Genomic DNA, 25,141 nt, shown 5'->3' with positions numbered 1-25,141 from the left:
GTTTTAGATCTTGTTATCTTCTTCGCGGATTGTCCGCAAGTTGCAGGCGATTTGATTTAACGTGGCGCTGAAGGTGTCGAGATCCGCATCGGGGATGGTTTCCGTCACGCGCCGTTGATAAGTCTCAATGACGCGGTTCAGCTTTTCCAGGATGGTACGGCCTTCTGCCGTCAGCGTAAGCAGGCGGATGCGCTTGTCGTATGGCGATGTTGAGCGCAGTAGATACCCCTGCTTTTCCAGCTGCGTGAGGGTGCGCATTAGCGGCGGCAGTTCAATACCCTGCACTTCCGCCAGTTCGCTTACCGAGACGTTGCACCCCAGCTGATGCAGCTGCATCAGCACCGTCCAGCTTGACTGGGTCAGGCCGGTATCGGTAATGGCGCTGTCGATAATCGCGCGCCACTGGCGCACCACCATCGCCATGCGCATCCCCATCGGGCGGCGGGCAAACAGTTCGTCTTCGGTCATGTTACTTTCCTCACTTAGCTGTGGGGAAAATAATACTTATCAGGGTAAGTATCAAGAAACGAAGGATGTAGAAGCATCAATTGATAAATTTTGTGAATGTAATTCCCCGGTGGCGCTGACGCTCACCGGGGCTACCAAAAAGCACTTTTTAATTAATCTGATCCCGGCGCAACCCGACATCTTTCAGCTGTTCGTCGCTCATTCGCTGCAATATTTTGCGCGTTTGCCCACGAAGCCACCATTTTCTAATTGCTCGCGCCAGAAATACCCAGCCGATAAACGGCTGTTTTGCCCGATTCTCGTGAAATTCCATCCTCTACCTCCTCGCCTTGCCAGAGGCTTTATCTTCACGGATCCGGGCCTGAACAATACAGATTCAAAAAACACTTTTCTTTAACATACAGATTGGCTAAAACGTACACCATGCCCCATTTTTGACCGCCATCTGTACTGGTTTATCTATCTGTATGGCGATAATTAAGGATACAGCATGACCCGTTATCAACATCTGGCCAGCCTGCTGGCTGAGCGTATCGAACAAGGTCTGTATCGCCACGGCGAAAAGTTGCCGTCGGTGCGCAGCCTGAGCCAGGAGCATGGCGTCAGCATTAGTACCGTTCAGCAGGCCTACCAGACGCTGGAACAGCAACAGCTGATCGTGCCGCAGCCGCGCTCCGGCTATTTCGTCGCCCCGCGCAAAGCCCAGGCGCCGGTGCCGCCGATGTCGCGCCCGGTGCAGCGCCCGGTGGAGATCACCCAGTGGGACCAGGTGTTGACCATGCTCGATGCGCGCAACGATAAATCGATCATCACCTTTGGCGGCGGTTCGCCGGACGTCACCCAACCAAGCCTTAAGCCTATCTGGCGCGAACTGAGCCGGGCAATTCAGCACAACCTCAGCGAAGTGCTTAACTACGACGAGCTGGCCGGGCGTCGCGAACTGCGCGAACAGATCGCCCGCCTGATGCTCGACGGCGGCTCAGTCGTCACCGCCGACGATCTGCTGATCACCAGCGGCTGCCACAACGCATTATCGCTGGCGCTGCTATCGGTGTGTCATCCCGGCGATATTGTCGCCGTCGAATCCCCCTGCTACTACGGCACCATGCAGATACTGCGCGGCCTGGGGCTGAAAGCCATTGAGATCCCAACCGATCCGGAATCCGGGATCAGCATCGAGGCCTTAGAACTGGCGCTGGATCAGTGGCCAATCAAAGGGGTGATCCTGGTGCCTAACTGCAACAATCCGCTGGGATACATCATGCCTGACTCGCGCAAACGCGCGGTGCTGTCCCTTGCCCAGCGCCACGATATCGTGATTTTCGAGGATGATATTTACGGCGAGCTGGCGACCGAATACCCGCGCCCGCGTACGATTCATTCATGGGATATCGACGGTCGGGTGATACTTTGCAGCTCGTTTACCAAAACCATTGCCCCCGGCCTGCGCATCGGCTGGATTGCCCCCGGACGCTACTACGATCGCCTGCTACAGATGAAGTACGCCGCCAGCGGTACTAACGTCCCCTCCACCCAACTGGCGGCCTGTAACTTTATTCGCGAAGGCCATTACCACCGCCACGTGCGGCGGATGCGGCAGATCTATCAGCGTAATATGGAGATCTATACCTGCTGGCTGCGGGAGTTTTTCCCCTGCGGCATCTGCGTTACCCGGCCGAAAGGCGGCTTTATGCTGTGGGTCGAGCTACCGGAGCAGGTGGATATGGTCTGCGTCGCCAAGCAGCTGTGTCGGCTGAAGATCCAGGTCGCGCCGGGATCGCTGTTTTCAGCATCCGGGAAGTATCGCAACTGCTTAAGGATCAACTGCGCCCTGCCGCCGATTGAGAAGCATAAAGAGGTGATGGTCAAACTGGGGGAAGCGGTGAAGGTGGCGATGGAGTGATTTTCCGCTGACGCTGTACTCACCGGAGCGATGGGTTTATCACCTGCGCCAGCTCGTTGCCAGGCAAGAGATTGCTATCTTCTTCTCTGCTCAGTCGAAGTGCTGGCGAAAATAGTAAGAGTTATTGATAATTACTATGGGTGTATCTCGCGGATCGCCAATTTAATTATACTTGGCATAATATGCTGCAAAATAAGCAGGTGAGCAGTAAAAATCAGGAAATTAGCTATAGTGAATAAGACAATAAACAAAAAAACATTAGATACACCACTTTATTATATTTAATACAACCAAGTATAAAATTTTGATTTTAAATAATAATCACCGCAAACACTCTTAGGCCACTCATAATTGCCTTCCTGCGATATTCCCGATACATTCACCCTTTCCCCGACGGGAAATACCAAATAAAAAAACACAACAATATTACCGGGATGAATCTAATGAAAATAACCAAAGATCGGGTGGTTTACGCCATGTCGCGCGATAACGTTCCTTTCGCCACCGTCAACAGTGGAAGTGAAGTGTTATTCGAAACCTGCGACTGCTTCTCCGATCAAATCACCTCAGCCGATGCCGTCTTTAATGAACTGGACTGGCAGCGCATTAACCCGGCGACCGGCCCCGTCTTTATTGAAGGCGCAGAGCCGGGCGATTGCTTAAAAGTCAGCATCAAACGCATCACCCTGACGGCTCAACAGGCGGTGATGGTGACCGCGCCGCAGCTCGGCGTCATTGGTGATGAACTGCATGAGCCCACGGTCACCATCGTCCCAATCGTCGAGGATCATGCGGTCCTCCCGGGGAACGTGCGCGTGCCATTGAAGCCGATGATCGGCGTCATTGGCGTTGCTCCAGCAGGAGAACCCATATCCTGCGGCACGCCGGATAGTCACGGCGGCAATATGGACTGCAAAATGATCGCCGCCGGCAGCACGCTGTGGTTGCCGGTCAACGTGCCCGGCGCGCTATTCGGGCTGGGTGATTTGCACGCCGCGATGGGGGATGGCGAAGTGTCTGTCTGCGGTCTGGAAGTACCGGGCGAAGTCCTCGTCGAGTTAACCGTTGTTAAAAACCGTCAGCTACCCTTACCGATGCTGGAAAACAACGAAACGATTTTCACCCTCGCCTCCGCCGTTACCCTAGACGATGCGGCAGCCCTTGCGGCACGTAATATGGCCCATTTCATCGCCGACAATACCGCATTAACGCTGGCTGAGGCGATCAACGTGCTGAGCATCGCCGGAGACCTACAAATTTGCCAGGTCGTTGATCCGCTGAAAACCTGCCGCTACGCGCTGCCGAAAACGGTCGCCAAACAGCTTTCTCTGTCGATTGATGGGGGCAAGCATGAGCGTTGAACAGTTCGGCTATAAACAGGAGCTCCATCGAGCGCTGACCTTCCGCGATCTGCTGGTTTACGGCATGATTTTTATGGTGCCCATCGCCCCTTTCGGCGTCTTCGGCTACGTCTGGGATGGCGCGCAGGGCATGGTGGCGCTGGCTTATCTGATCGGCATGGTGGCAATGTTTTTCACCGCCATGAGTTACTGGTCGATGTCGCGCGCATTCCCGGTTTCCGGTTCGGTATACGCTTACGCTCAGCGCGGAATACACCCTATCGTCGGCTTTTTTGCCGGCTGGCTGATATTGCTGGACTACATTCTGGTGCCATCGCTGCTGTATATCGTCAGCGCGGCGGCGCTGGGGCCGATGCTGCCGGGCGTTCCGGGCTGGGTCTGGATTATCGGCTTTATCGCGATTAACAGCCTGATTAACTTACGCGGCATTACCTTTACCGCGCGAGCGAATAATACCATTTTGGTTGCTGAAATCGTGGTCCTCGCGATTTTTGTGGTGCTGGGATTGATTGCACTTTATTCCGGAGCCGGGGCAGGCCACCTGACGCTCGACCCCTTGTTTAATGCCGATAAATTCAGCCTGCCGCTGGTGATGGGCGCAGTCTCGATTGCCGTACTCTCTTTCCTCGGCTTCGATGGTATATCGACGCTGTCGGAAGAAACCAAAGGCGGCGTCGATACCGTCGGCAAGGCCTCGTTAGGCGCCCTGATGCTGGTGGGGACGCTGTTCATTGTCCAGACCTGGATTGCCGCGGATCTGGCGCAGGGTATGAAATTTGGCAGCCTCGATACCGCGTTCTACGACACCGCCAATCTGGCCGGCGGCCAATGGCTGAAATACGTCACCATGTGGTCCACGGTGATTTCCTGGGGGATCGCCAACGCGCTGGTTGCCCAGGCGGCGGTTTCACGCATCTTGTTTGCGATGGCCCGCGATAAGCAGCTCCCGCAGCTGCTGGCGAAGGTGCATCCACGCCTGAAAACCCCGTATGTCAGTACCTTATTTGTCGCGCTGATTTCACTGGTTTCCGGTCTCTGGTTCTACGGCGATATCGACAACCTCAGTCGGCTGGTGAACTTCGGCGCGCTGATGGGCTTCCTGGTGCTGCACGTGGCGGTGATCAACCACTATCTGATCCGCCAAAAGTCGCGCAATCTGGTGATGCACCTGCTCTTCCCGGTGATTGGGCTGTGCATTATCGGCTTTGTCATTTATGAGATGGATGTTGAAGCCAAAGTGCTCGGCCTGAGCTGGCTGGCCGTCGGCGTGGTCTATTACGCCATTATGCGTCTGGTGCTTAAGCGCAACGTGGAGCTGAATCTGGAAGGGTAAACATCACTGGGCGTCGGGCTCGCCGCTATTTGCGGGCCCGACGCCCCTGAGTATTTCCCCGCTCGCGCTGCGCTTAGCGGGGCTACTGGTTCACAGCCGTTTACGGGCCGGTAGCCCCGAAAAGGCGCGGCAAGCGCCGCCTCCGGGAGCCTCTCTATCACTCGCCAAAAAACACCATCCCCTTATACGGCTGCTCGCGGCAGGCGGCCAGGCGCTGGGCGAGGTTGCCAACATGTAGCTCCAGCTTGTGGCCGTCGGGGTCGAGGAAATAGTGCGATTCGCCTTCGCTACGGTTTAGCTTCCATACCGCTACGCCAGCGACCTCAAGACGGGCGGCAAAGCTGGCGAAATCCGCCTCGCTGATGCTAAACGCATAATGGGTGTAGTCGCTCTCCTCCGGCGGAGTGACGCGCCGCTGCGGATCCAGCGACAGGCACAGCCACAGATCGCCGCAGGAAAGATACGCGCCGCTATCCCAGCGCGCGTGCAGCGTCATGCCGAGTAGCTGATGATAAAACGCCACGCTCGGCGCCAGCTGGCTGACCGCCAGGGTCAGATGATTTAATCCGCTCAACATATCTGTTCCTCCGGTGAGATGCGCTAACCATACCCAATCCCACCCTAAACCACCATTGTGGCAGCGAAAGGACATCCTGCTGGCCGCTAAGACCGGCAACTTCGCCCCCGGTCTCTTTCTGACGCCGCGTAATAGTGTATGTTCTCAACTATCGACATTGAACAACCCGGTAATGAGATGAGACGTATTGAGATAGTACTGCGGGAGCTGGAGAGGCTGAGCCAGGCCGTGACGCTGGAGGATTTAGCCAGGGGCTCGAACGCCTTCACCGCAGAGCAAATCGGCTTTAACCTCGGGCTGGCGCGCAACTCGGTGAGTAAAGATCTCAATCAGCTATGGAGTGACGGGCTGGTGATTAAAACGCGCGGCCGCCCGGTGTTCTTTTTACATCGCCGGACGACGGAAACGCTGCTCGACCGTATGCTGACGGAAAGCGAACGCGAGCCGGCAACGCTCGCCGATCTCCTGCCGCAGCCACAAGATAACAATAAGGCTGTCGACCCGTTCGCCATGCTGATCGGCCACGATCGCAGCCTGCACGATGCCGTGGAAAAAGGGAAAGCCGCGGTGCTGTATCCCCACGGCCTGCACGTCCTGCTGACCGGCCCCTCCGGCGTGGGTAAAACCTTTTTTGCCGAGCTAATGCACCGCTACGCCTGCGAGCATGCCGGTGAAAAACGGCCGCCGCTGGTCTACTTCAACTGCGCCGAATACGCCAACAACCCGGAGCTGCTGTCATCGCATCTCTTTGGCCACCGCCAGGGCGCCTTTACCGGGGCGACGGAAAACAAAAGCGGGCTGATCGAACAGGCCGACGGCGGCTATCTGCTGCTGGATGAAGTGCATCGCCTGCCCTATGAAGGGCAGGAAAAGCTCTTCTCGCTGCTGGATAAAGGCGAATATCGCCCGCTCGGCGCCAGCGGCCCGGCGCGCAATATCGCCGTCCGTCTGATCTGCGCCACCACCGAGCCCGTCAGCTCATCGCTCTTACGTACCTTCCAGCGGCGTATCCAGGTGGCTATCGATTTGCCAGGTATCCGCCAGCGTTCGGTAGAAGAGCAGATTGAACTGATCATCGGCTTTTTACAACGTGAAAGCCGCAAGATCGAACGCACGGTGAGTATCGATAAAACCTTGCTGCTATGGCTGCTGAACAAGCCGCTGGAGGGCAATATCGGCCAGCTCAAAAGCGATATCCAGTTTTTGTGCGCCCAGGCATGGGCCTCGGGGATGGCGGCCCATAACGAAGTATTGCTACTGGATAGCAAACTGGCGGACGGCCCGATCAATACCACGCCGGAGCAACGACAGCTGGTCGATGCGCTGTTTAACGGCCGTCCCCTGCTAAACATCGATGCCCGTACTCTTCCGCAGTTGAAAAGTTCGGCGGCCGATGACAGCGTCGAGGAGAGCGACCTGTTCTACAGTTTCCTGACCCGCGAGTACGTTAACCTGCGCAACAGCAACGTGCCGCCCGCCGAGACGCTGGCGATCCTTAAAAATAAGCTCAGTTCGATTTTTGAATATGGCCTCTATAGCCGCGATAACGCCAGCCATGCCCCGCGCTATGGCGATCGGATTGAAGAGCGGGTGGATCTGCTGATCGGTTACGTTGAGCAGGTACTCGGCTTCGCCCTGCCGGAAAACCTGGTCAACCCGCTGCGTAAACACTTTCTCGCTCTCATCAGCTACGTACAACGCGGCCTGATCCCGCAGTTATACTCTTCGAGCCTGATCCTCGATCGCTGCAAAGATGAATACGATAACGCCACTCTGTTATGTAAGAAGATCAACGACCTGCTGCACATCCAGTGCCCGGCCACCGAGGTGGTCTGGCTGTGCCTGTTCCTCAAAGAGTGCCGCCATTACCGCCAGCGCATCAACGCCAGCCCGGACTGCGGGGCGATCCTCATAGCCCATGGCGCCACCACCGCCACCAGCATGGCGCAGTACGTCAATCGGGTGCTGGAGCGCGAATTGTTCAACGCTATCGACATGCCGTTCGAACAATCGGTGCACGATACGCTGGAAAAACTGATCCAGTTGATCCACAGCAAAGGCTGGCAGCGGCTGATCCTGATGGTAGACATCGGATCGCTGGTTCATTTCGGTAGCACCATCAGCAAACTGTTCCAGATTGATGTCCTGCTGATGCCGAATATCACCCTGACCAGCCTGCTGGAGATCGGTCTCGATCTCAGCTACGAAACCGGCGATCTGCCGCGGTTGGTCAATCTGATGCAGGAAAAAGGCATCGCCAGCCAGCTGTGCACGCCGCAGCAGGAGAACGCCGGCAAGGTGCTGGTGATCTCCTGCATTACCGGCATGGGCACGGCGGAAAAAATCAAAAAGGTGCTGGAGGAGAGCTTTGGCGAGCTGATGTCGCAGGATACCCGGATGGTTATCCTCGATTACAACGAAGTTCGCAGCCCGGAGCGCCTGCAGCAGGCGATCAGGGCGCATGAACGGCTGGCGGGTATTGTCGGGACATTCCAGCCGGGGCTGCCCGATATCCCGTTTATCTCGCTGGAGGAGCTGTTTTCCGAGCAGGGGCCGGAGTTGGTGCTCAGCCTGCTGACCCCCGATTTGTCCAGCAGTGAACGTCGTCTGGAGATGGAGCGCAGCGCTTCACGGTTTATCAGCGCCCTGACCATGGAAAGCATTATCAACCATATTTCGGTGCTCAATCCGCAGCGCATATTAAAAGAAATGGAAGGGATCCTGAACCATCTCAGGAACGCGCTGGCCATCGCGCCTAACCGCCAGGTGACACTACGCTTTCTGATCCACTGCTGCTGTATGGTCGAGCGTATCGTGATTAACCGTAAACCGTTACAGATGGCGCTGGAAACGCGGCCGGATATGGACGCTCAGGCATTTAGTGTCATCAAATCGGCTTTCCATCCGGTTGAAGAGGCCTACGCCATCCGTTTATCCGATGCCGAGTACATTTATATCTACGAATTATTATTTAGTTAACGCCTGTTCTGGCGCGGCTTTGCGACCCGCCAGCCCTTTCCTCTTTGGTAGGTGACACAAATTGTGGCACGCGCTTTGCTCTTATTAGTGCGTCAACGATTCGGCGCCAGGAGGCCACTTTGTCATCCACTGAACCTACCACCCAGTTACCCCAGATTCTGCTGCTGACGCACGGCGGCTGGGGCACGCAACTTTGCGACAGTCTGCGCATGGTGACCGGCGAAATCGCCGGCGTCAGCGAAATCGCGCTTATGCCGGTCGATACCCTCGGCGAGTTTTATCAGCGCGTCGAAGCGGCCGTACAGGCGATGCCGGCAGGCTCGCTGATTTTGACCGATTTTCTCGGCGGCACCACCTCCAACGTCGCCGCGCGCCTGAGCGCGGATTACCCCATCGCCGTCGTCTGCGGGCTCAACGCCTCGCTGCTGCTGGAGGCGTTGGATCTGCGCGAACAGGGTCCGCTCACCGGCTGCGTTAATGCGCTGGTCGAAGCCGGACGCAGCAGCTGCCGCGACGTTGTCGCCCACGTGAACCAGTTAACCTCTTAAGGAGCCCATCATGGCAAAAATCGTTTTATGTCGTATCGATAGCCGTCTGATCCACGGTCAGGTCGTCACCAAATGGGTCGGCCAGTCGCAGGCCAATCGTATCGCCGTGGTCAGCGACGAGCTGGATGCCGATCCGTTTATGAAAAATATCTATTTAATGGCCGCGCCGCCGAACATCAAAGTCGACTGTTACGGCAACGCCAGCTTCGCCGCCGCCTGGAAAGAGAATCAGCTCGGCGATGGCAATGTGCTGGTACTGTTCCCGTCGCTGTCGGCCGTTCAGGAAGCCGTCCAGTTGGGCTTTGACGTGCAGACGATTCAGGTTGGCGGGCTGGGCGGCGGGCCGAACCGCAAGGCCGTGTTCCAGAACATCACCCTTGATGAAAAAGATGTCGGCATCCTCGGCGCTCTGAAGGATAGCGGCATTCAGGTGTTCTTTCAGACCATCCCGGAAGATAAACCACAGTCACTGGACGACATCCTGAAAAAATTCTAACCAGTTGATAAAAAGGTAAAAAACTATGGATACCTTACTTTTTGCGAGCCTGATGGGGTTGTATTACTGGTTCGCCCGATTACGTTTAGGCTATACCTTCTCCGCCATGTTGCTACAGCCCGTGGTGATCGCCGTATTCGTCGGCCTGCTGCTGGGCGATATGAAAACCGCGATGATCATCGGCGCGGGTATGCAGCTGGTCTATCTTGGAGTGACCTCCACGCCTGGCGGCAACGTGCCGTCGGACCCGGCGCTGGCCGCCTGTATCGCCATTCCGATCGCCGTGAAGGCCGGGATGGAGCCCAACCTGGCGATCGCGCTGGCAATCCCGTTTGGCGTCATCGGGGTATTCCTCGATCAGCTGCGCCGCACGCTCAACGCCGCGTGGGTGCATATGGCCGACAAACACGCCGAAAGCGCCAACATGGCGGGCATCATGCGCTGCGCCTTTATCTATCCGGCGCTGCTGGGGCTGGTGCTGCGCTTCCCGGTGGTCTTCGCCGCCAACTACTTTGGCCAAAGCGTAGTGGAAAAATTCCTCAAACTGATGCCGCACTGGCTGACCCACTCGTTTGAAATTATGGGCGGTATCCTGCCGGCGCTGGGCTTTGCCATCACCATCATGGTGATCGGCAAAAAGAGCCTGCTGCCGTGGTTTATCGGCGGATTTTTCGCGGTGCTCTACCTGAAGGTGGACATCATGGCGATGGCGATTTTCGGCACCTGCGTCGCCTTCCTGATTAAAGGCCTGGCCAAAAATGAAGGAGCTGCATGATGAGTAGCGATGTAATGGAACATGAACTGGTTGAACGCGCCCGCGAAACCCAGGCGCTGAGCAAAGCCGATATCACCAAGGCCTGGCTGATTTACTGGCTGGGGGCGGAGGTATCCAGCTCCTACGAACGTCTGCAGAGCCTGATTTTCTGCGCCTCAATGACGCCCATCATCAAAAAGCTGTACCCGGGAAAAGAGGAGCAGACCGAGGCGCTCAAACGTCACCTGAACTTCTTTAACTCGGAACAGACTTTCGGCTCGGTTATCCAGGGTATCTCCATCGCCATGGAAGAGCAGAAAACCCGCGGCGAGCCGATCAGCGATGCTTCAATCACCGGGATCAAAACCGGCCTGATGGGGCCGCTGGCCGGGATGGGCGACTCGATCATCTGGGCCGCGGTGATGCCGCTGCTGATTGCCATTTTCATCCCCTTCGCCGCCAGCGGCAGCGCGTTCGGCGGGATCGCCCCGCTGATCCTCTACCCGGCGATCACTATGGCGATAAGCTACGTACTGGTGCATAAAGGCTACACCCTGGGCCGTGACTCCATTATCGGCCTGCTGCAAGGGGGGCGAATTAAAGAATTGATTTACGGTGCCAACGTGCTGGGTCTCATCATGATGGGCGCGCTGTCGGCAAGCTACGTCAAAATCACCACCCCGCTGAAAATCAGCGCGCTTAAAGGCTCGGAAGTGGTGGTCCAGCAGATCCTCGACTCGATTGCCCCCGGCCTGCTGCCGCTGGCGGCAGTGTTCGCTATCTATTTCTACTTACTGAAAAAAGGGCCGCGCTACACCACCATTTTACTGTCAATCGTCGCTATCAGCATCGTCTGCTCGCTGTTGGGAGTGCTGTAAATCATGAACGGCAACATCTACCAGCAACTGGGCTTAAAACGGGTGATTAACGCCTGCGGCAAAATGACCATCCTCGGCGTGTCCGCCGTCGACCCGCAAGTGATGCAGGCCACCGCGCAGGCGGCGGGGGCCTTCGTCGAAATCGATAAATTAACCGACCGTGCGGGCGAGCTGGTTTCCGCCCACACCGGCGCGGAAGACAGCTATATCACCTCCTGCGCCTCCGCCGGTATCGCTATCGCCGTCGCGGCGGCGATCACCCGCGGCGAGCCGGAAAAGGTGGCGCAGATGCCGGACAGCGGCCAGTGGCCGAACGAGATAGTGATACTGCGCGGGCATAATGTCGATTACGGCGCGCCAATCACCAGCGCCATCCGCCTCGGCGGCGGGCGCATTGTCGAAGTCGGCTCCAGCAATCTGGCGGCGCGCTGGCAGTTGGAGAGCGCGGTGAACGCACGTACGGCGGCGCTTCTGTATGTGAAATCGCACCACTGCGTGCAGAAAGGCATGCTCGGCATTGACGATTTTGTGCAGGTTGCCCGCCAGCATAATCTGCCGCTGATCGTCGATGCCGCCGCCGAAGAAGACTTGCGCCAGTGGGTTGCCAGCGGCGCGGACATGGTTATCTACAGCGGGGCGAAAGCCTTTAACGCCCCAACCTCAGGCTTTATTAGCGGCAAGCGCAACTGGATCGCCGCCTGTAAAGCCCAGCACCACGGTATCGCGCGGGCGATGAAAATCGGCAAAGAGAATATGGTCGGTCTCGTCTACGCGCTGGACCGTTACCGGACGGCGGCGCCGGCGCCTGACGCCGCCGCGCTGCGTCCATTCGCCGAGGCGATTTCCGCGCTACCCGGCCTGTGCGCCGATATCGAGCAGGATGAAGCCGGTCGCGCCATCTGGCGCATTCGGGTCACCGTCGACGCCAATGAACTGGGACTCAGCGCCCGTGAGGTTGAAGCTCAGCTACGCGGCGGCGATATCGCTATTTACGCCCGCCGCTACTATCTGCATGAGGGCCATTTTAGCCTTGACCCCCGCACCGTCGGCGAAGGAGAAATGTCGCTCATCGTCGCGCGCTTACAGGAGATTACGCAGCATGCAGCGGATTAACTTTTATCGCCAGCGAGTGGCGATTAATGTGCTGGCCAAGGACATCGCCAACGCCCGGGAAATCCATGAAGCCGCCGAAGGGCACGCAGTGATTGGCGTACTCTCGGCGCAATTTACCAGCGTCGAACAAGGCGTTGCAGAAGTGCGCCGCTGGATGGCGGAAGTGCCTTCTATTTCCGTCGGTCTCGGCGCCGGCGACCCGGCGCAGTTTTACAAAGCAGCAATGATCGCCGCGCAGGTCCACCCCGCTCACGTCAACCAGACCTTCACCGGCAGCGGCTTTGCCGCCGGGGCGTTGGCGGCGACCGGAGGCCAGCAAACCTTTATTAATGCGCTGGTCAGCCCCAGCGGCACGCCCGGTAAAGTACGTATCTCCACCGGCGTGCGCAGCGCCAAGGGCACCCCGGCCCAGGTTTCCTGCGATGCGGCGGTCAGAATGATGCAGGATATGGGCGCGCACGCGGCTAAATTTTTCCCGATGGGCGGCGAAAAGTCGCTGGCGGAGCTGAAAGCGCTCGCCCAAAGCGCGGCAGAAAACGGTATGACGCTGATTGAGCCCACCGGGGGCATCGATCTCGATAACTTTGCGCTGATTCTGCAAACCTGCCTGCAGGCCGGCGTCGCGCAGATCATGCCACACGTGTACAGCTCCATTATCGATCCGCAAAGCGGCAATACCCGCCCGCAAGATGTCCATGCTCTGATGAACATCGTCAAGGAACTGGTCGATTAATCCCCCCGCGCGTGCGGTGTAGGCCACTATTACCGCACGCGCTAACTGCCTGATCTGCTGAAGGTCACTGTCAATCTGTGAGCCTCCACGCAATAACAGCATCCCGCCGTGCAAAGCGCCCTCTCATATTGATAGCGATCAAGAATAATCATACCGTCTGGTCGGTATGATCCGGGCCATGAACATGGAAGCCCAGCATCGTAAAAAAGACCCCGTCCGTTTGCATCGTCAACTGCTTGAATCCGCAGCGATGATTGCCGGCCGGGACGGTATCGCCGCCCTGTCGCTGAACGCCGTCGCCCGCGAAGCTGGCGTCAGCAAAGGCGGGCTCATGCACCATTTTCCCAATAAACAGGCGCTAATTTTCGCCCTGTTCGCCCGGCTGTTGGCGATTATGGAAAAGGCGATTAGCGAGCTGATGGCCGCCGATAACATCGCTTACGGGCGCTTTACCCGCGCCTATTTGCGCTATCTGTCCAACCCGGAGCTGACGGATACCCACGAAAGCCGGCAACTGATGGTGCTGTCGCTGGCGATGCCCGACGAACCGGTGCTGCGAAAATGCTGGCGCGACTGGATGCTGGATCATCTGGCGCAGGGCGATGCGCTCGATAACGGCCCGACCGGCACGCTGGTGCGCTATGCCGCCGACGGCATCTGGTTATCGGAACTGACCGAAGGGCGCACCATGAGCAGCGAACACCGCCAGGCGCTGGTAAACGATCTGACAAAAATGACGCTTCCCGCGTGAAGCGAGTAGAGTGAGGCCGCGATGCGCTACAACATCAATGCCCGTCTCATTTATGACGCAACGGACGGCACCCTAACATTACCGGGCGGCAATGAGCCGGATAGTCAGCTATCCATTACCGCCAACGCGCTGCTCTATTTCTTTCTTCGCCATACCGGCGTTGTCAGTCGCGATGAAGTGTTGAAAAAGGTCTGGGACGATAACGGCTTAACCTCATCCAACAGCAATCTCAATCAATACCTGAGCATGCTGCGCAAAACCTTCCGCCACTACGATATCGATAACATTATTGTCACCGTGTCGCGCGGCATGCTGCAGCTGAATCAGGATCTCAGCATCGAACTGCTCGACGCCGAGCCGACGCCCGCCGATGCCGTTCTCACATGCGCTACGCCTGATGAAGCCGCCCCCGCTGCGGCGCCGACGCCGCCCGCCGCTTCTCTACATGCGCGCGGTATGTGCTGGTATCTGGCCGGCGGCTGTCTGCTGCTCATCGCCCTGCTGCTGGTGGCATTTAGTCTCGCCGGCACCCACGTCGCCCGGCCAATCAATCTGACGCTGATGAGCCACAGCCAGTGCGAACTGCTGGCCAGCGATGAAATGCTGCGTTCGGTTTCCGCCACGGCCTACGGTAAGAATTTTGATGAGGTGCGTCAGCGGCTGAAGCTCAGCTGCAAGCCGGGGGAGCGTTTCGTTTTCTTCTACGGCGACCGGCTGGAGACTAACGGCCTGGGCCGGGTATTTCTCGCCCACTGCGCGATGCACGAAGACAACCCATTTAGCTATTGCGATAACTACTTTTACTACTCCTGGAAGCCGCAATGAGACTCGCGCCCCGCCCCTTTTTCGCCCTTTCCGCCCTCGCGTTTATCGCCGCCGCCGGGTTTAGCGCCTGGCGCCTGCTGCCGGATGCCAACGACGGCGTGATGAGCTGTTCCACCAAAGCAATCATGCGTTTTGAGAACATGGAAAAAGAGAATGTGAACGGCAATATTCATTTTAATTTTGCCGCCAACGGCAACGGTTCGATGGTGGTGGAAGGCTATACCGACTCCGCCGCCGGCTGGCTCTACCTGCAGCGCTACGTCAAATTCAGCTACACCAGCCAACGCATCTCGGCAACCGAACGCCACTACCGCATTAAAAAATGGGAATCCAGCGCCTCATCCATCGACGAATCGCCGAATGTCATCTTCGACTACTTCATGCGCGAGATGTCCGACAGCCACGATGGCCTGTTCCTCAACGCGCAGAAGCTTAACGACAAAGCTATCCTGCTGAGTTCTATCAACTCGCCGCTCTACATCTGCACGCTGAAGTCCGGCAGCACGCTTAACTAACCCGTCCCCCCTGTACCGCCGCGAGGAAAATGCGCCCTCGCTCACGCGCCATTATTGCCCCTCTTTCCACGATGCTAAAAGCGCACGTTTTGCATTTAGCTTCGACGCCAAAACATGAGCATACCCACAATTATCCCATGGCTATATTACTAACCGCTGGCAAGTAATTAGCATCTTATTAACATTCACCTCTCGCCGATAAATAGCCTAAAAAAGCGCCATATCATCATAAAAATCAATACGCATAAAACAGAACGAACAGATAAACAGAAGGCTAAATAAGGCTAAATCACAGAGTAAAAACCTAAAATATTCATCCTCACGGATTTAAATTTCACTTCTTTCCCCATTCCCTATAGTGAACCCCGAACGCCGCTTCCGCGTGTTGATGCCGTTACGCGGACGGTTTTCCCGAATAACAAAACCTGTTCTGGAGGAAATCACGATGGGTGATGCATTGGGGCTTATCGAAACCAAAGGTCTGGTGGCCTGTATTGAAGCAGCGGACGCGATGTGTAAAGCCGCCAACGTCGAACTGATCGGCTATGAAAACGTCGGCTCTGGCCTTGTCACCGTGATGGTGAAAGGCGACGTCGGCGCGGTAAAAGCGGCGGTGGATTCCGGTGTGGAATCCGCGCAGCGCATCGGCGAAGTGGTGACCTCGCTGGTCATCGCGCGTCCACATAACGACATCAACAAAATCGTCATTAAACACAAGGCCTGAAGGCCAGGAGAACGCAAATGGGTGATGCATTAGGTCTGATTGAAACCAAAGGTCTGGTGGCCTGCATTGAAGCGGCGGACGCGATGTGTAAAGCCGCCAACGTCGAGCTTATCGGCTATGAAAACGTCGGCTCCGGCCTGGTCACCGCGATGGTGAAAGGCGACGTCGGCGCGGTGAAAGCAGCGGTGGATTCCGGTGTGGAATCGGCGCAGCGCATCGGCGAAGTGGTGACCTCGCTGGTTATCGCCCGTCCGCATAACGACATCAACAAAATCGTCTCGCATTACAAAATTGCGGACTAACGGAGAAACCTGATGAAAGAAGCGCTTGGTCTTATCGAAACCAAAGGTCTGGTGGCCTGCATTGAAGCCGCGGACGCGATGTGTAAAGCCGCCAACGTCGAGCTTATCGGTTATGAAAACGTCGGTTCCGGCCTCGTCACCGCAATGGTGAAAGGCGACGTCGGCGCGGTCAACGCGGCGGTCGACTCCGGCGTGGAAGCGGCGAAACGCATCGGCGAAGTCGTCAGCTCTCGCGTCATTGCGCGTCCACATAACGACATCGAAAAAATCGCGGCGCAGCACAAAGCATGACCTGACAGGGCGCGCCCCGTCTCCACTCTTTTCGTCTGATGAAGGATAGACTCATGATTGAACTGGATAACGATTTGCAATCCCGGCAGAACGCGCGGGAACTGGTGCGCAACGCCAAAAAGGCGCAGGCGATTCTGGCCACCTTTTCGCAACAGCAAATCGACGCCATCGTGAAAAACGTGGCCCAGGAAGCAGCGCACCACGCCGAAGCGCTGGCGAAAATGGCCGCGGAAGAGACCGGTTTTGGCAACTGGCAGGACAAAGTGCTGAAAAACCGTTTCGCCTCGCTGCGCGTCTACGACGCCATCAAAGATATGAAGACCGTTGGCATCATTCATGACGACCCGGTAAAAAAAGTGATGGACGTGGGCGTGCCGCTCGGCGTGATTTGCGCGCTGGTCCCCTCAACTAACCCAACCTCTACGGTTATCTACAAAGCGCTGATCGCCCTCAAGGCCGGTAACGCCATTATCTTCTCCCCGCATCCGGGCGCGCGTCAGTGCAGCTGGAAGGCGATTGAAATCGTCAAACGCGCGGCAGAAGCGGCCGGCGCGCCGGCAGGCAGCGTCGACGGCATCACCCAGTTAACGCTCGAAGCCACCTCCGAACTGATGCACAGCAAAGACGTGTCGCTGATCCTCGCCACCGGCGGCGAAGGCATGGTGCGCGCGGCCTACGCCTCCGGCACCCCGACCATCAGCGGCGGCCCGGGTAACGGCCCGGCGTTTATCGAACGCAGCGCCGATATCCACCACGCGGTGAAAGATATCGTCACCAGTAAAACCTTCGATAATGGCGTGATCTGCGCCTCCGAACAGTCGATTATCGTCGAACGCTGCATTTACGACGAGGTCCACCGCGAGCTGGAAGCGCAGGGCGTCTACTTCATGAATGAAGATGAGGCGGCGAAAATGGCGGCGCTACTGCTGCGCCCGAACGGCACCATCAACCCGAAAGTGGTCGGCAAAACCGCGCTGTACCTCAGCCAGATGGCGGGATTCTGCGTCCCGGCCAGCACTAAAGTACTGATCGCCGAGCAGACCACCGTATCGCCGAAAAACCCCTACTCGCGCGAAAAACTGTGCCCGGTACTCGGCCTGTACGTGGAAGAGGACTGGAAAGCCGCCTGCCACCGCGTGGTGGAGCTGCTGACCAACGAAGGACTTGGCCATACGCTGGTGATCCACACCCGTAATCAGGACGTCATCCGCCAGTTCAGCCTCGAAAAACCGGTCAACCGCATTCTGATTAATACTCCGGCGGCGCTCGGCGGTATCGGCGCGACCACCAACATCTCTCCGGCGCTGACTCTCGGCTGCGGCGCGGTCGGCGGCGGCTCCAGCTCCGACAACGTCGGCCCGATGAACCTGCTCAATATCCGCAAAGTCGGCTATGGCGTGCGTTCGATTGACGAGCTTCGCGCGCCGGGCAGCCGCCCTGAGCCCCAGCCAACCATCGTTACTCCGGCGAGCGATCCGCAGCGCAGCATTCTTGATGACGCGCGTTTCAACGCTCCGGCGAACGCCGCGCCAGCGCGCTCCGCAGGCAACGATGACCGTTTCGCCAGCGCAGGCGCCGCCAGTATGGAAGGTGAAATCAACGAACAAAATGTGGAACGCGTTATTCGCCAGGTGCTGGAGCGCCTCGCTAAGTAACGCACTGATATAAGGCGATAAACGATGATTCTCGCAAAGGTAACCGGCCATGTCGTCGCCACGCAGAAATGCGATGAGCTACGCGGCAGCAACCTGCTGTTGATCACCCGCTTAGATGACAAACAGCAGCCGATGAAAGACCAGACCTGGGTTGCCGTCGATAACGTCGGCGCCGGCATGCACGACATCGTGCTGGCGGAAGAGTACTTCGCGCTCAATAAAGACCGCTACAAAGCGATGTCGGTGGTCGCCATTGTCGAGAACGTGTTTCGGGACGCCTAACAGGAGTGAATAGCCCAATGAGTGAATTTTTACTGAAACCGCGGATTTGCTTCGGTCAGGACGCCCTCTCGGTGCTGAACGAACTTTCCGCCCGCAGCGTGCTGCTGGTGACCGATAAAGCGATGGTCAAGTTTGGTCTCGCCGAGCGCGTCACCGCCCTGTTGCGCCAGCGCGGGATCGCCTGGCAGATGTGGGACGACGTGGTGGCGGATCCGGATATCGCCACCGTAGTGCGCGGCATGAAGTTAATGGATAACCACTACCCGGATCTGGTTATCGCGCTCGGCGGCGGTTCGGTAATCGATGCCGCCAAAGCGGTTATTTTCTCCCTGGCGCAAACCCGTCCGCAGACTGACCGCCCGCGTCCATGCTTTGTCGCTATCCCAACCACCAGCGGTACCGGCTCGGAAGTCACCGCCTTTTCGGTGGTGAAAGCCAACGCGGAAAAGCTGGTACTGGTGGATGCGTCGCTGCTGCCGGATATCGCCATTCTTGACCCGTCGCTGGTGGCTTCGGTGCCGCCGGCGATTACCGCCGACACCGGCATGGACGTGCTGTGTCACGCCCTTGAGGCCTACGTCTCCCGCGCCGCCAGCGACTTTTCCGACGCGCTGGCGGAGAAAGTGGTGCAGCAGGTATTTCGCTATCTGCCGACCTGCTGGCGCAGCGGCGACAACCTGCAGGCGCGCGAAAAGATGCATAACGCCTCCTGCATGGCGGGGATGGCCTTCACCAACGCGTCGCTTGGGATAACCCACAGCCTGGCCCACGCCCTCGGCGGCGTCTTCCGCGTGCCCCATGGCCGCGCCAACGCCCTGTTGATGGCGCAAGTCGTCGCCTGGAACGCCGATTTCGACGGTCAGTGCGACACCCTTGCGGCAACGAAATATGCCCGTCTGGCGCATCTACTGGATCTGCCAGCCGCCTCGCCGCGCCAGGGCGTCGCCAGCCTGCTGGTCGCCATTCAGGCTTTAAAAGAAGAGATGAGCATGCCCTCCGGCATTAGCGACACCGGCATTGAGGCGGCTGAATTCGAACGCCGTTTGCCGGAGATGGTCGGCCAGGCGCTGCGCGACAGCTGTACCCCTACCAACCCACGCGCGCCGGACGCTAACACGTTAACCGAGCTTTATCGCCGGGCCTGGTCCGGTCATCCCGTACAGGGCCACTGATAACAAGATTTGGAGAACCTTACCCATGGCACACTACAGCTTAACGCCGCGCGTCAAAGTGCTGGCAGACCGTTTACGCGCGCAGGCAAGCACCCTGTGCACCGAGCACGCCGCGATCCTCAGCGCGCTGGATAGCGATATCGCGGGCATTCCCGCCGCCGTCAAACCGGCTCGCCGTTTCTATGAACTGATGCGCCAGCTGCCGCTGACCATCAGCGCCGACGAACTGATTGTCGGTAACCAGACCCGTAAACCGCACGGGGCGATTTTCCATGATGAAAGCGCCGCGCATCGCCCATCCGTGTTCCAGTTCCTCAACCTCAACAGCGATCTCGATTCACCGGACTACAACCTGGTCGTCGAAAAAGGCGTGCTGGCGATTAAGCACCAGTTGGAAGAGAAAACCCGCGCCCTCGGCAGCGCCGTTAGCCGCAGCGGGATGGATGAAGTCAACGGCTGCCGCGCCGCCATCTACGCCTGCGACGCCCTGCTCGCGCTGGCGCAAAATCTGGCCAACAGCGCCGAACAGCTGGCGGCCGCGGAAACCAATGCTTATCGCAAAGCCGAGCTGCTCGATAGCGCGGCCATTCTGCACCACGTTCCGGCCCATCCGGCGCGTAATTTTAAAGAAGCCTGCCAGGCGTTCTATCTGTTCCAGCTGGCGCTACAGCTGGATAACGGCAGCTATGCGGTTAACCCGCAAGGGGCGGATATCGCGCTACTGCCTTACTTCCAACGCGATATCAACAGCGGCGCGCTGAATACCCAGCAGGCCTATGAAATCGTGGAGTGCCTGTGGTTCAAGCTGGCGGAACTGAGCGAAGTCCGCGCCGCCTGCGCCATTGACGGCTATCCGATGCTCGACGCCATGCTACACGGCGCCGCTTTTGACAACGCCGAAGTGAACGAACTCTCGGCGATGTTTATCAGCGCCCAGCGCAACCTCAGCGCGCTGAATCTGCCGGTGCGTCTGTTTAGCGGCGTACAGCAGGTCAGCCACGCGCCATTCGCCGCCTGCGCCGACACGCCGGCGATGGAAGGCTTAACCCCGCGTATGCAGCGCCTGCGTAACCACTACCTGACGGTGCGCCCGAGCGTCTCTATCTATCGCGCGCTGGCCTTTACCGAAGTGGTCAAAGCCAACCCTGGCATGCCGACCATTCTGCTACGGGCGAAAGCCTTCCGCCACGCCTGCGAAACCGCGCCGATTCTGATTCAGGACGATGAGCTGATCGTCGGCCATCCGTGCGGCAAGCCTCGCGCGGGCGCCTTCTCGCCGGATATCGCCTGGCGCTGGGTGCGCGACGAGCTCGACACCATGAGCACCCGCCCGCAGGATCCGTTTGAAATCAGCGAAGCGGATAAAAAAACCATTCGCGAAGAGATCGTCCCGTTCTGGGAAGGGCGTTCGCTGGACGAGATTTGCGAAGCGCAATACCGTGAGGCCGGCGTCTGGGCCTTCAGCGGCGAGACCTTCGTCAGCGATCTCTCCTATCACCAGATTAACGGCGGCGGCGATACCTGTCCGGGCTACGACGTGCTGCTATTCACCAAAGGGATGAACGGCATTAAAGCCGATGCCGAAGCGCATCTGGCCAGCCTGAGCATGGAAAACCCGGAAGATATCGACCGTATCTACTACTACAAAGCGGCGATTGAAACCTGTGAAGGGGTGGTCAACTACGCCCGCCGCATCGCCGCCCACGCCCGCGAACTGGCGGCTAAAGAGCAAAACGCCCAGCGCCGCGCCGAGTTGCTGACCATCGCCGACGTCAACGAAAACGTGCCGGCCAATCCGCCGAAGACCTTGCAGGAAGCGCTGCAGAGTATCTGGACCGTCGAATCACTGTTTGAAATCGAAGAAAACCAGACCGGGCTGTCGCTGGGGCGCGTCGACCAGTACTGCTACCCGATGTTCGAAGCCGATATCCGCGAAGGCCGCCTGACCCACGACACCGCGCTGGAGCTGCTGCAGGCGTTCATCATCAAATGCGCCGAACTGATGTGGATGTCGAGCGAGCTGGGAGCGAAATATTTCGCGGGTTATCAGCCGTTTATCAACCTCACCGTTGGCGGCCAGAAACGTAGCGGCGGCGATGCCTGTAACGACCTGACCTATCTGATTATGGACGCCGTGCGCTTCGTGAAGGTTTACCAGCCGTCGCTGGCCTGCCGTATCCACAACCAGTCGCCGCAGAAATACATGGAAAAAATCGTCGACGTGGTGAAGGCGGGAATGGGCTTCCCGGCCTGCCACTTCGATGACTCCCACATCAAGATGATGCTGCGCAAAGGCTTCGATTTTGAAGACGCCCGCGATTACTGCCTGATGGGTTGCGTTGAGCCGCAGAAATCCGGGCGCATCTACCAGTGGACCTCCACCGGCTACACCCAGTGGCCTATCGCTATCGAGTTCGTGCTCAACCGCGGGCGGATGGTGCTGTTCGATAGCTATCAGGGGCTGGACACCGGCGACCTGCGCGACCTGCGCACCTTCGACGAATTCGATGCGGCGGTGAAACAGCAGATCGCCCATATCGTGCGCCTGTCGGCCATCGGCACCGTCATCAGCCAGCGCGTCCACCGCGATGTGGCGCCGAAGCCGCTGATGTCGCTGCTGGTCGAGGGCTGCATGGAGAGCGGCAAAGATGTCGCCGCCGGCGGCGCGATGGTCAACCACGGTCCGGGGCTGATTTTCTCCGGCCTGGCGACCTACGTCGACTCAATGGCGGCGATCCGCAAGCTGGTGTTTGAAGAGAAGAAATACACCCTTGAGCAGATCCGCGATGCGCTGCTGGCCAACTTTGAAGGTTACGAAGCGCTGCGCCGCGACTGCCTGAACGCGCCGAAATACGGTAACGACGATAACTACGTCGACCAGTACGCGCTGGATATTACCGAATGGACCGAGAAAGAGTGCCGTAAGTACAAGATGCTCTACTCAACCCTCAGCCACGGCACCCTGTCTATCTCCAACAACACGCCAATCGGCGAGCTGACCAACGCCACGCCGAACGGCCGCCTGGCGTGGATGCCGCTCTCCGACGGCATCAGCCCAACCCAGGGCGCGGATAAACAAGGCCCGACGGCGATTATCAAGTCGGTCAGCAAGATGAACGTGGAAACCATGAACATCGGCATGGTGCACAACTTCAAGTTCCTCAAAGGGCTGCTGGATACCCCGGAAGGACGCCACGGCTTGATTACCCTGCTGCGTACCGCCTCGATTCTCGGCAACGGCCAGATGCAGTTCAGCTACGTCGATAACGAAGTGCTGAAGAAGGCGCAGCAAGAGCCGGAGAAATACCGCGACCTGATCGTTCGCGTCGCTGGCTACAGCGCCTACTTCGTTGAGCTGTGCAAAGAGGTCCAGGACGAGATCATCAGCCGTACGGTGATTGAGAAGTTCTAGTTCTCTTAAAGAGAATTAAATGAGCTGTATTTGAGAAATAACCGGAAGTTCTCCGTCCCGTAACGGGACGGAGCGGGAGGCAAGCGTGATCGCAAAACAAGAATTAACGGGCCGAATTTTCAATATCCAGAAATATTCGATCTATGACGGCGATGGCATTCGCACGCTGGTGTTTTTTAAGGGCTGCAACATTCGCTGCCCGTGGTGCGCCAACCCGGAAGGGCTGAACAGCCAGTTCCAGGTGATGTTCTCGCACGACAAATGCATTAACTGCGGCGACTGCGTCAGCGTCTGTCCGGCGGGTATTCATTATCGGGCGGAAGAGAACGGCGAAATGAAGCACTTCGTCAACCGCAATAAAGACTGCATTGGCTGTCGCAAATGCGAAGAGATTTGCACCCAGAACGCGCTGGACATTATGGGCAAGGACGTCACCGTCAGCGAGCTGATGGAGATCATCATGCAGGACTACGACTTCTACATCTCCTCCGGCGGCGGCGTGACCATCGGCGGCGGCGAGATGAGCCTGCAGACCGATTTTGCCGTCGCCTTATTCAGCGAATGCAAAAAAATGATGATTAACACCGCCGTCGAAACCCAGGGCACCACCCCGCTTGCCAACTACCAGAAGCTGGCGCCGGTCACCGACACCTTCTTGTTCGACCTTAAGCAGATTAACAGCGAACACCACAAAGCGATGCTCGGTATCGGCAACGAAGGGATCCGCCGCAATCTCGAATGGCTGGTGGATTCCGGCGCCAACGTCATTGTGCGTATGCCGCTCATTCGCGGCTACAACGACTCATTCGACGCCATTACCGGCGCCATTGATTACGTACAGAAGCTGGCGAAGCGTGGAAATATCCGCCGCATCGACATGCTGCCGTACCACCAGTTGGGACGCAAAAAGTACGAACGCCTGGATATGCCCTACCCGATTACCCAGGACCCGTCTTATTCACCGGACGAACTGGACCGGCTGGAAACCTTCTTCCAGCAATTTGATTTTGATATTCGCTTAGTCCGCCATTAACAGGAGCCGACCATGAAAAGTTTAGGCGTAATTGAAACGCGAGGATGGGTCGCCGCCATTCAGGCCGTCGACGCCGCCTGTAAAGCTGCGGGAGTGACCTGCATTGGCTATCGCAAACCAGGCTCCGGGCTGGTGAGCGTCTGCTTTGAAGGGGAGATCAGCGCCATCCACACCGCCATTGAACGCGGCGTGGCGGTCGCAGGCGCCGAGCACACCGTGAAGTCGCTGGTGATTGCCCGCCCGGAGCGCTGCGTGGTTGAAGCGTTAAGCAACCTCAAAGGCAACCCGCCGCGCGAGCAAAAAACGGCCGAACCGGTGGTTATCCCCGCCCCGGAACCTATCGTCCCCCCTGCCGCCCCGAACGAAACGGAAGATAAACATCCGGCGCTGAAGAAAGGGAAGAAGTCATGATCGACACCCTGGTTCGCGAAAAAATCGCCGCCCGCCTGAGCGCAACGGCGCCGGCGATCCCGGTGGGGATCTCCAACCGCCACGTCCATCTCGCGCAACAGGACGTCGAGGCGTTGTTCGGCAAAGGCTACAGCCTGACGCCGTTTAAACCGCTGCGCCAGCCGGGGCAGTTTGCCGCCCAGGAGTGCGTGACCATTGTCGGGCCGAAGGGCTCGCTGACCAACGTCCGTGTCCTCGGGCCGACCCGCCCGGTTTCGCAACTGGAAGTGTCGCGCGCCGACTGCTTCACGCTCGGGATTAAGGCGCCAGTTCGTGAGTCCGGCCAGTTGGAGAATGCCGGTAGCGCGCTGCTGATTGGGCCCGCTGGCCACGTTGAACTCCATTCGCAGGTGATCTGCGCCTGGCGGCATATTCATATGTCGCCGCAGGATGCGCGCCGACTCAACGTTAGCAATGGCCAGAAGGTCAGCGTGCGCAGCAACGGCGAGCGCCAGCTGACGTTCGATGAAGTGGTGGTGCGGGTGCGCGATGACTTCGCGCTGGAGTTTCACATTGACACCGAAGAAGCCAATGCCGCCGGGTTGAAAAACGGCGCGCAGGTGACGCTCATCGGCTAACGGAGGCT

General features: G+C 58.1%; 26 protein-coding genes. 23 read left to right on the top strand and 3 right to left on the bottom strand.

Translation table 11 applies throughout. The features are described from left to right. Window positions 1-3: 3 nt before the first annotated feature. Together EAE_RS10385 and EAE_RS10380 are read right to left on the bottom strand one after the other, a co-directional pair. Window positions 4-468 carry a MarR family winged helix-turn-helix transcriptional regulator gene (locus EAE_RS10385; protein ID WP_015368454.1) on the bottom strand — a complete coding sequence of 155 codons (465 nt, stop codon included), beginning with the start codon at window positions 466-468 and terminating at the stop codon, window positions 4-6. A 148-nt stretch (window positions 469-616) separates the two neighbouring features. Beyond that, a complete protein-coding gene (locus EAE_RS10380) occupies window positions 617-781 on the bottom strand; it encodes a DUF1127 domain-containing protein (protein WP_015704272.1) in 165 nt (54 codons plus the stop codon). Between the two features lie 177 nt (window positions 782-958). Here EAE_RS10380 and EAE_RS10375 point away from each other — a divergent pair, with 177 nt between their 5' ends. From EAE_RS10375 to EAE_RS10365, 3 genes are all read left to right on the top strand, one after another. Beyond that, window positions 959-2,371, top strand: coding sequence for an aminotransferase-like domain-containing protein (locus EAE_RS10375; RefSeq protein ID WP_015704271.1), 1,413 nt, complete (start codon window positions 959-961; stop codon window positions 2,369-2,371). Window positions 2,372-2,814: 443 nt separating this feature from the next. Then, complete coding sequence (locus tag EAE_RS10370; RefSeq protein WP_015704270.1) at window positions 2,815-3,732, top strand: acetamidase/formamidase family protein; 918 nt, start codon at window positions 2,815-2,817, stop codon at window positions 3,730-3,732. Continuing rightward, entirely contained in the window at window positions 3,722-5,065 is a 1,344-nt protein-coding gene (locus tag EAE_RS10365; RefSeq protein ID WP_015704269.1) for an APC family permease, read from the top strand. The genes EAE_RS10370 and EAE_RS10365 overlap by 11 nt, the downstream gene beginning before the upstream one ends. 157 nt (window positions 5,066-5,222) lie before the next feature. On the opposite strand, the gene fosA is transcribed toward EAE_RS10365, so the two are convergent. Further along, on the bottom strand, window positions 5,223-5,642 hold the full coding sequence (gene fosA / locus EAE_RS10360) for a FosA5 family fosfomycin resistance glutathione transferase (RefSeq protein WP_015704268.1): 420 nt from the start codon (window positions 5,640-5,642) through the stop codon (window positions 5,223-5,225). Between the two features lie 177 nt (window positions 5,643-5,819). On the opposite strand from fosA, the gene dagR reads away from it, so the two are divergent. The 20 genes from dagR to EAE_RS10260 all read left to right on the top strand — a co-directional run bounded on the left by dagR (window position 5,820) and on the right by EAE_RS10260 (window position 25,133). Then, window positions 5,820-8,621 (top strand): transcriptional regulator DagR, encoded by a 2,802-nt coding sequence (gene dagR / locus EAE_RS10355; RefSeq protein ID WP_047058081.1) that lies wholly within the window; start codon window positions 5,820-5,822, stop codon window positions 8,619-8,621. Between the two features lie 119 nt (window positions 8,622-8,740). Continuing rightward, entirely contained in the window at window positions 8,741-9,169 is a 429-nt protein-coding gene (locus EAE_RS10350) for a PTS sugar transporter subunit IIA (protein WP_015368461.1), read from the top strand. Between the two features lie 10 nt (window positions 9,170-9,179). Then, window positions 9,180-9,665 (top strand): PTS sugar transporter subunit IIB, encoded by a 486-nt coding sequence (locus EAE_RS10345; protein ID WP_015368462.1) that lies wholly within the window; start codon window positions 9,180-9,182, stop codon window positions 9,663-9,665. Between the two features lie 25 nt (window positions 9,666-9,690). After that, the gene (locus EAE_RS10340) at window positions 9,691-10,440 is read left to right on the top strand and encodes a PTS mannose/fructose/sorbose/N-acetylgalactosamine transporter subunit IIC (protein ID WP_015368463.1); all 750 of its coding nucleotides are present in this window, start codon (window positions 9,691-9,693) and stop codon (window positions 10,438-10,440) included. Beyond that, a complete protein-coding gene (locus EAE_RS10335) occupies window positions 10,437-11,297 on the top strand; it encodes a PTS system mannose/fructose/sorbose family transporter subunit IID (protein ID WP_164926743.1) in 861 nt (286 codons plus the stop codon). Before EAE_RS10340 ends, EAE_RS10335 begins: the two co-directional genes overlap by 4 nt. A 3-nt stretch (window positions 11,298-11,300) precedes the next feature. After that, window positions 11,301-12,410: a D-glucosaminate-6-phosphate ammonia lyase gene (dgaE, locus tag EAE_RS10330; RefSeq protein ID WP_015704265.1), complete on the top strand. Its 1,110-nt coding sequence runs from the start codon at window positions 11,301-11,303 to the stop codon at window positions 12,408-12,410. Continuing rightward, the gene (gene dagF / locus EAE_RS10325) at window positions 12,397-13,143 is read left to right on the top strand and encodes a 2-dehydro-3-deoxy-phosphogluconate aldolase (RefSeq protein WP_015704264.1); all 747 of its coding nucleotides are present in this window, start codon (window positions 12,397-12,399) and stop codon (window positions 13,141-13,143) included. The genes dgaE and dagF overlap by 14 nt, the downstream gene beginning before the upstream one ends. Window positions 13,144-13,309: 166 nt before the next feature. Continuing rightward, a complete protein-coding gene (locus EAE_RS10320; RefSeq protein ID WP_015704263.1) occupies window positions 13,310-13,894 on the top strand; it encodes a TetR/AcrR family transcriptional regulator in 585 nt (194 codons plus the stop codon). 21 nt (window positions 13,895-13,915) lie between these two features. After that, window positions 13,916-14,719, top strand: coding sequence for a winged helix-turn-helix domain-containing protein (locus tag EAE_RS10315; RefSeq protein ID WP_015704262.1), 804 nt, complete (start codon window positions 13,916-13,918; stop codon window positions 14,717-14,719). After that, window positions 14,716-15,234, top strand: a complete 519-nt coding sequence (locus tag EAE_RS10310) for a FidL-like protein (protein ID WP_015368469.1) — start codon at window positions 14,716-14,718, stop codon at window positions 15,232-15,234. Before EAE_RS10315 ends, EAE_RS10310 begins: the two co-directional genes overlap by 4 nt. Window positions 15,235-15,679: 445 nt before the next feature. Next, a complete protein-coding gene (locus EAE_RS10305; RefSeq protein WP_012542984.1) occupies window positions 15,680-15,958 on the top strand; it encodes a BMC domain-containing protein in 279 nt (92 codons plus the stop codon). A 17-nt stretch (window positions 15,959-15,975) separates the two neighbouring features. Next, window positions 15,976-16,260, top strand: coding sequence for a BMC domain-containing protein (locus EAE_RS10300; protein ID WP_002442227.1), 285 nt, complete (start codon window positions 15,976-15,978; stop codon window positions 16,258-16,260). Window positions 16,261-16,272: 12 nt separating this feature from the next. Then, window positions 16,273-16,551 carry a BMC domain-containing protein gene (locus tag EAE_RS10295; RefSeq protein ID WP_004146125.1) on the top strand — a complete coding sequence of 93 codons (279 nt, stop codon included), beginning with the start codon at window positions 16,273-16,275 and terminating at the stop codon, window positions 16,549-16,551. A gap of 53 nt (window positions 16,552-16,604) precedes the next feature. Further along, window positions 16,605-18,206: an acetaldehyde dehydrogenase (acetylating) gene (locus tag EAE_RS10290; protein ID WP_015704261.1), complete on the top strand. Its 1,602-nt coding sequence runs from the start codon at window positions 16,605-16,607 to the stop codon at window positions 18,204-18,206. Between the two features lie 24 nt (window positions 18,207-18,230). Beyond that, entirely contained in the window at window positions 18,231-18,488 is a 258-nt protein-coding gene (locus EAE_RS10285; RefSeq protein ID WP_015368471.1) for a EutN/CcmL family microcompartment protein, read from the top strand. A gap of 17 nt (window positions 18,489-18,505) precedes the next feature. After that, window positions 18,506-19,660 carry a 1-propanol dehydrogenase PduQ gene (locus tag EAE_RS10280; protein ID WP_015704260.1) on the top strand — a complete coding sequence of 385 codons (1,155 nt, stop codon included), beginning with the start codon at window positions 18,506-18,508 and terminating at the stop codon, window positions 19,658-19,660. 25 nt (window positions 19,661-19,685) lie between these two features. Next, entirely contained in the window at window positions 19,686-23,072 is a 3,387-nt protein-coding gene (gene cutC, locus EAE_RS10275) for a choline trimethylamine-lyase (protein WP_015704259.1), read from the top strand. Between the two features lie 85 nt (window positions 23,073-23,157). Continuing rightward, the gene (gene cutD / locus EAE_RS10270; protein ID WP_015704258.1) at window positions 23,158-24,105 is read left to right on the top strand and encodes a choline TMA-lyase-activating enzyme; all 948 of its coding nucleotides are present in this window, start codon (window positions 23,158-23,160) and stop codon (window positions 24,103-24,105) included. Between the two features lie 12 nt (window positions 24,106-24,117). Beyond that, on the top strand, window positions 24,118-24,516 hold the full coding sequence (locus EAE_RS10265; RefSeq protein ID WP_015368475.1) for a BMC domain-containing protein: 399 nt from the start codon (window positions 24,118-24,120) through the stop codon (window positions 24,514-24,516). After that, window positions 24,513-25,133, top strand: a complete 621-nt coding sequence (locus EAE_RS10260; protein WP_015704257.1) for a phosphate propanoyltransferase — start codon at window positions 24,513-24,515, stop codon at window positions 25,131-25,133. The genes EAE_RS10265 and EAE_RS10260 overlap by 4 nt, the downstream gene beginning before the upstream one ends. The last annotated feature ends 8 nt before the right edge of the window (window positions 25,134-25,141 follow it).

Source organism: Klebsiella aerogenes KCTC 2190, from assembly GCF_000215745.1.
Classification (GTDB): domain Bacteria; phylum Pseudomonadota; class Gammaproteobacteria; order Enterobacterales; family Enterobacteriaceae; genus Klebsiella; species Klebsiella aerogenes.
This window is presented reverse-complemented; position numbering and strand designations above follow the sequence as displayed.

Bases quoted from the DNA above. Each gene is read 5' to 3' on its own strand.
- EAE_RS10385 (WP_015368454.1), bottom strand. From the start codon at position 468: ATGACCGAAGACGAACTGTTTGCCCGCCGCCCGATGGGGATGCGCATG.
- EAE_RS10380 (WP_015704272.1), bottom strand. From the start codon at position 781: ATGGAATTTCACGAGAATCGGGCAAAACAGCCGTTTATCGGCTGGGTA.
- EAE_RS10375 (WP_015704271.1), top strand. From the start codon at position 959: ATGACCCGTTATCAACATCTGGCCAGCCTGCTGGCTGAGCGTATCGAA.
- EAE_RS10370 (WP_015704270.1), top strand. From the start codon at position 2,815: ATGAAAATAACCAAAGATCGGGTGGTTTACGCCATGTCGCGCGATAAC.
- EAE_RS10365 (WP_015704269.1), top strand. From the start codon at position 3,722: ATGAGCGTTGAACAGTTCGGCTATAAACAGGAGCTCCATCGAGCGCTG.
- fosA (WP_015704268.1), bottom strand. From the start codon at position 5,642: ATGTTGAGCGGATTAAATCATCTGACCCTGGCGGTCAGCCAGCTGGCG.
- dagR (WP_047058081.1), top strand. From the start codon at position 5,820: ATGAGACGTATTGAGATAGTACTGCGGGAGCTGGAGAGGCTGAGCCAG.
- EAE_RS10345 (WP_015368462.1), top strand. From the start codon at position 9,180: ATGGCAAAAATCGTTTTATGTCGTATCGATAGCCGTCTGATCCACGGT.
- EAE_RS10340 (WP_015368463.1), top strand. From the start codon at position 9,691: ATGGATACCTTACTTTTTGCGAGCCTGATGGGGTTGTATTACTGGTTC.
- EAE_RS10335 (WP_164926743.1), top strand. From the start codon at position 10,437: ATGATGAGTAGCGATGTAATGGAACATGAACTGGTTGAACGCGCCCGC.
- dgaE (WP_015704265.1), top strand. From the start codon at position 11,301: ATGAACGGCAACATCTACCAGCAACTGGGCTTAAAACGGGTGATTAAC.
- dagF (WP_015704264.1), top strand. From the start codon at position 12,397: ATGCAGCGGATTAACTTTTATCGCCAGCGAGTGGCGATTAATGTGCTG.
- EAE_RS10320 (WP_015704263.1), top strand. From the start codon at position 13,310: ATGATCCGGGCCATGAACATGGAAGCCCAGCATCGTAAAAAAGACCCC.
- EAE_RS10315 (WP_015704262.1), top strand. From the start codon at position 13,916: ATGCGCTACAACATCAATGCCCGTCTCATTTATGACGCAACGGACGGC.
- EAE_RS10310 (WP_015368469.1), top strand. From the start codon at position 14,716: ATGAGACTCGCGCCCCGCCCCTTTTTCGCCCTTTCCGCCCTCGCGTTT.
- EAE_RS10305 (WP_012542984.1), top strand. From the start codon at position 15,680: ATGGGTGATGCATTGGGGCTTATCGAAACCAAAGGTCTGGTGGCCTGT.
- EAE_RS10300 (WP_002442227.1), top strand. From the start codon at position 15,976: ATGGGTGATGCATTAGGTCTGATTGAAACCAAAGGTCTGGTGGCCTGC.
- EAE_RS10295 (WP_004146125.1), top strand. From the start codon at position 16,273: ATGAAAGAAGCGCTTGGTCTTATCGAAACCAAAGGTCTGGTGGCCTGC.
- EAE_RS10290 (WP_015704261.1), top strand. From the start codon at position 16,605: ATGATTGAACTGGATAACGATTTGCAATCCCGGCAGAACGCGCGGGAA.
- EAE_RS10285 (WP_015368471.1), top strand. From the start codon at position 18,231: ATGATTCTCGCAAAGGTAACCGGCCATGTCGTCGCCACGCAGAAATGC.
- EAE_RS10280 (WP_015704260.1), top strand. From the start codon at position 18,506: ATGAGTGAATTTTTACTGAAACCGCGGATTTGCTTCGGTCAGGACGCC.
- cutC (WP_015704259.1), top strand. From the start codon at position 19,686: ATGGCACACTACAGCTTAACGCCGCGCGTCAAAGTGCTGGCAGACCGT.
- EAE_RS10265 (WP_015368475.1), top strand. From the start codon at position 24,118: ATGAAAAGTTTAGGCGTAATTGAAACGCGAGGATGGGTCGCCGCCATT.
- EAE_RS10260 (WP_015704257.1), top strand. From the start codon at position 24,513: ATGATCGACACCCTGGTTCGCGAAAAAATCGCCGCCCGCCTGAGCGCA.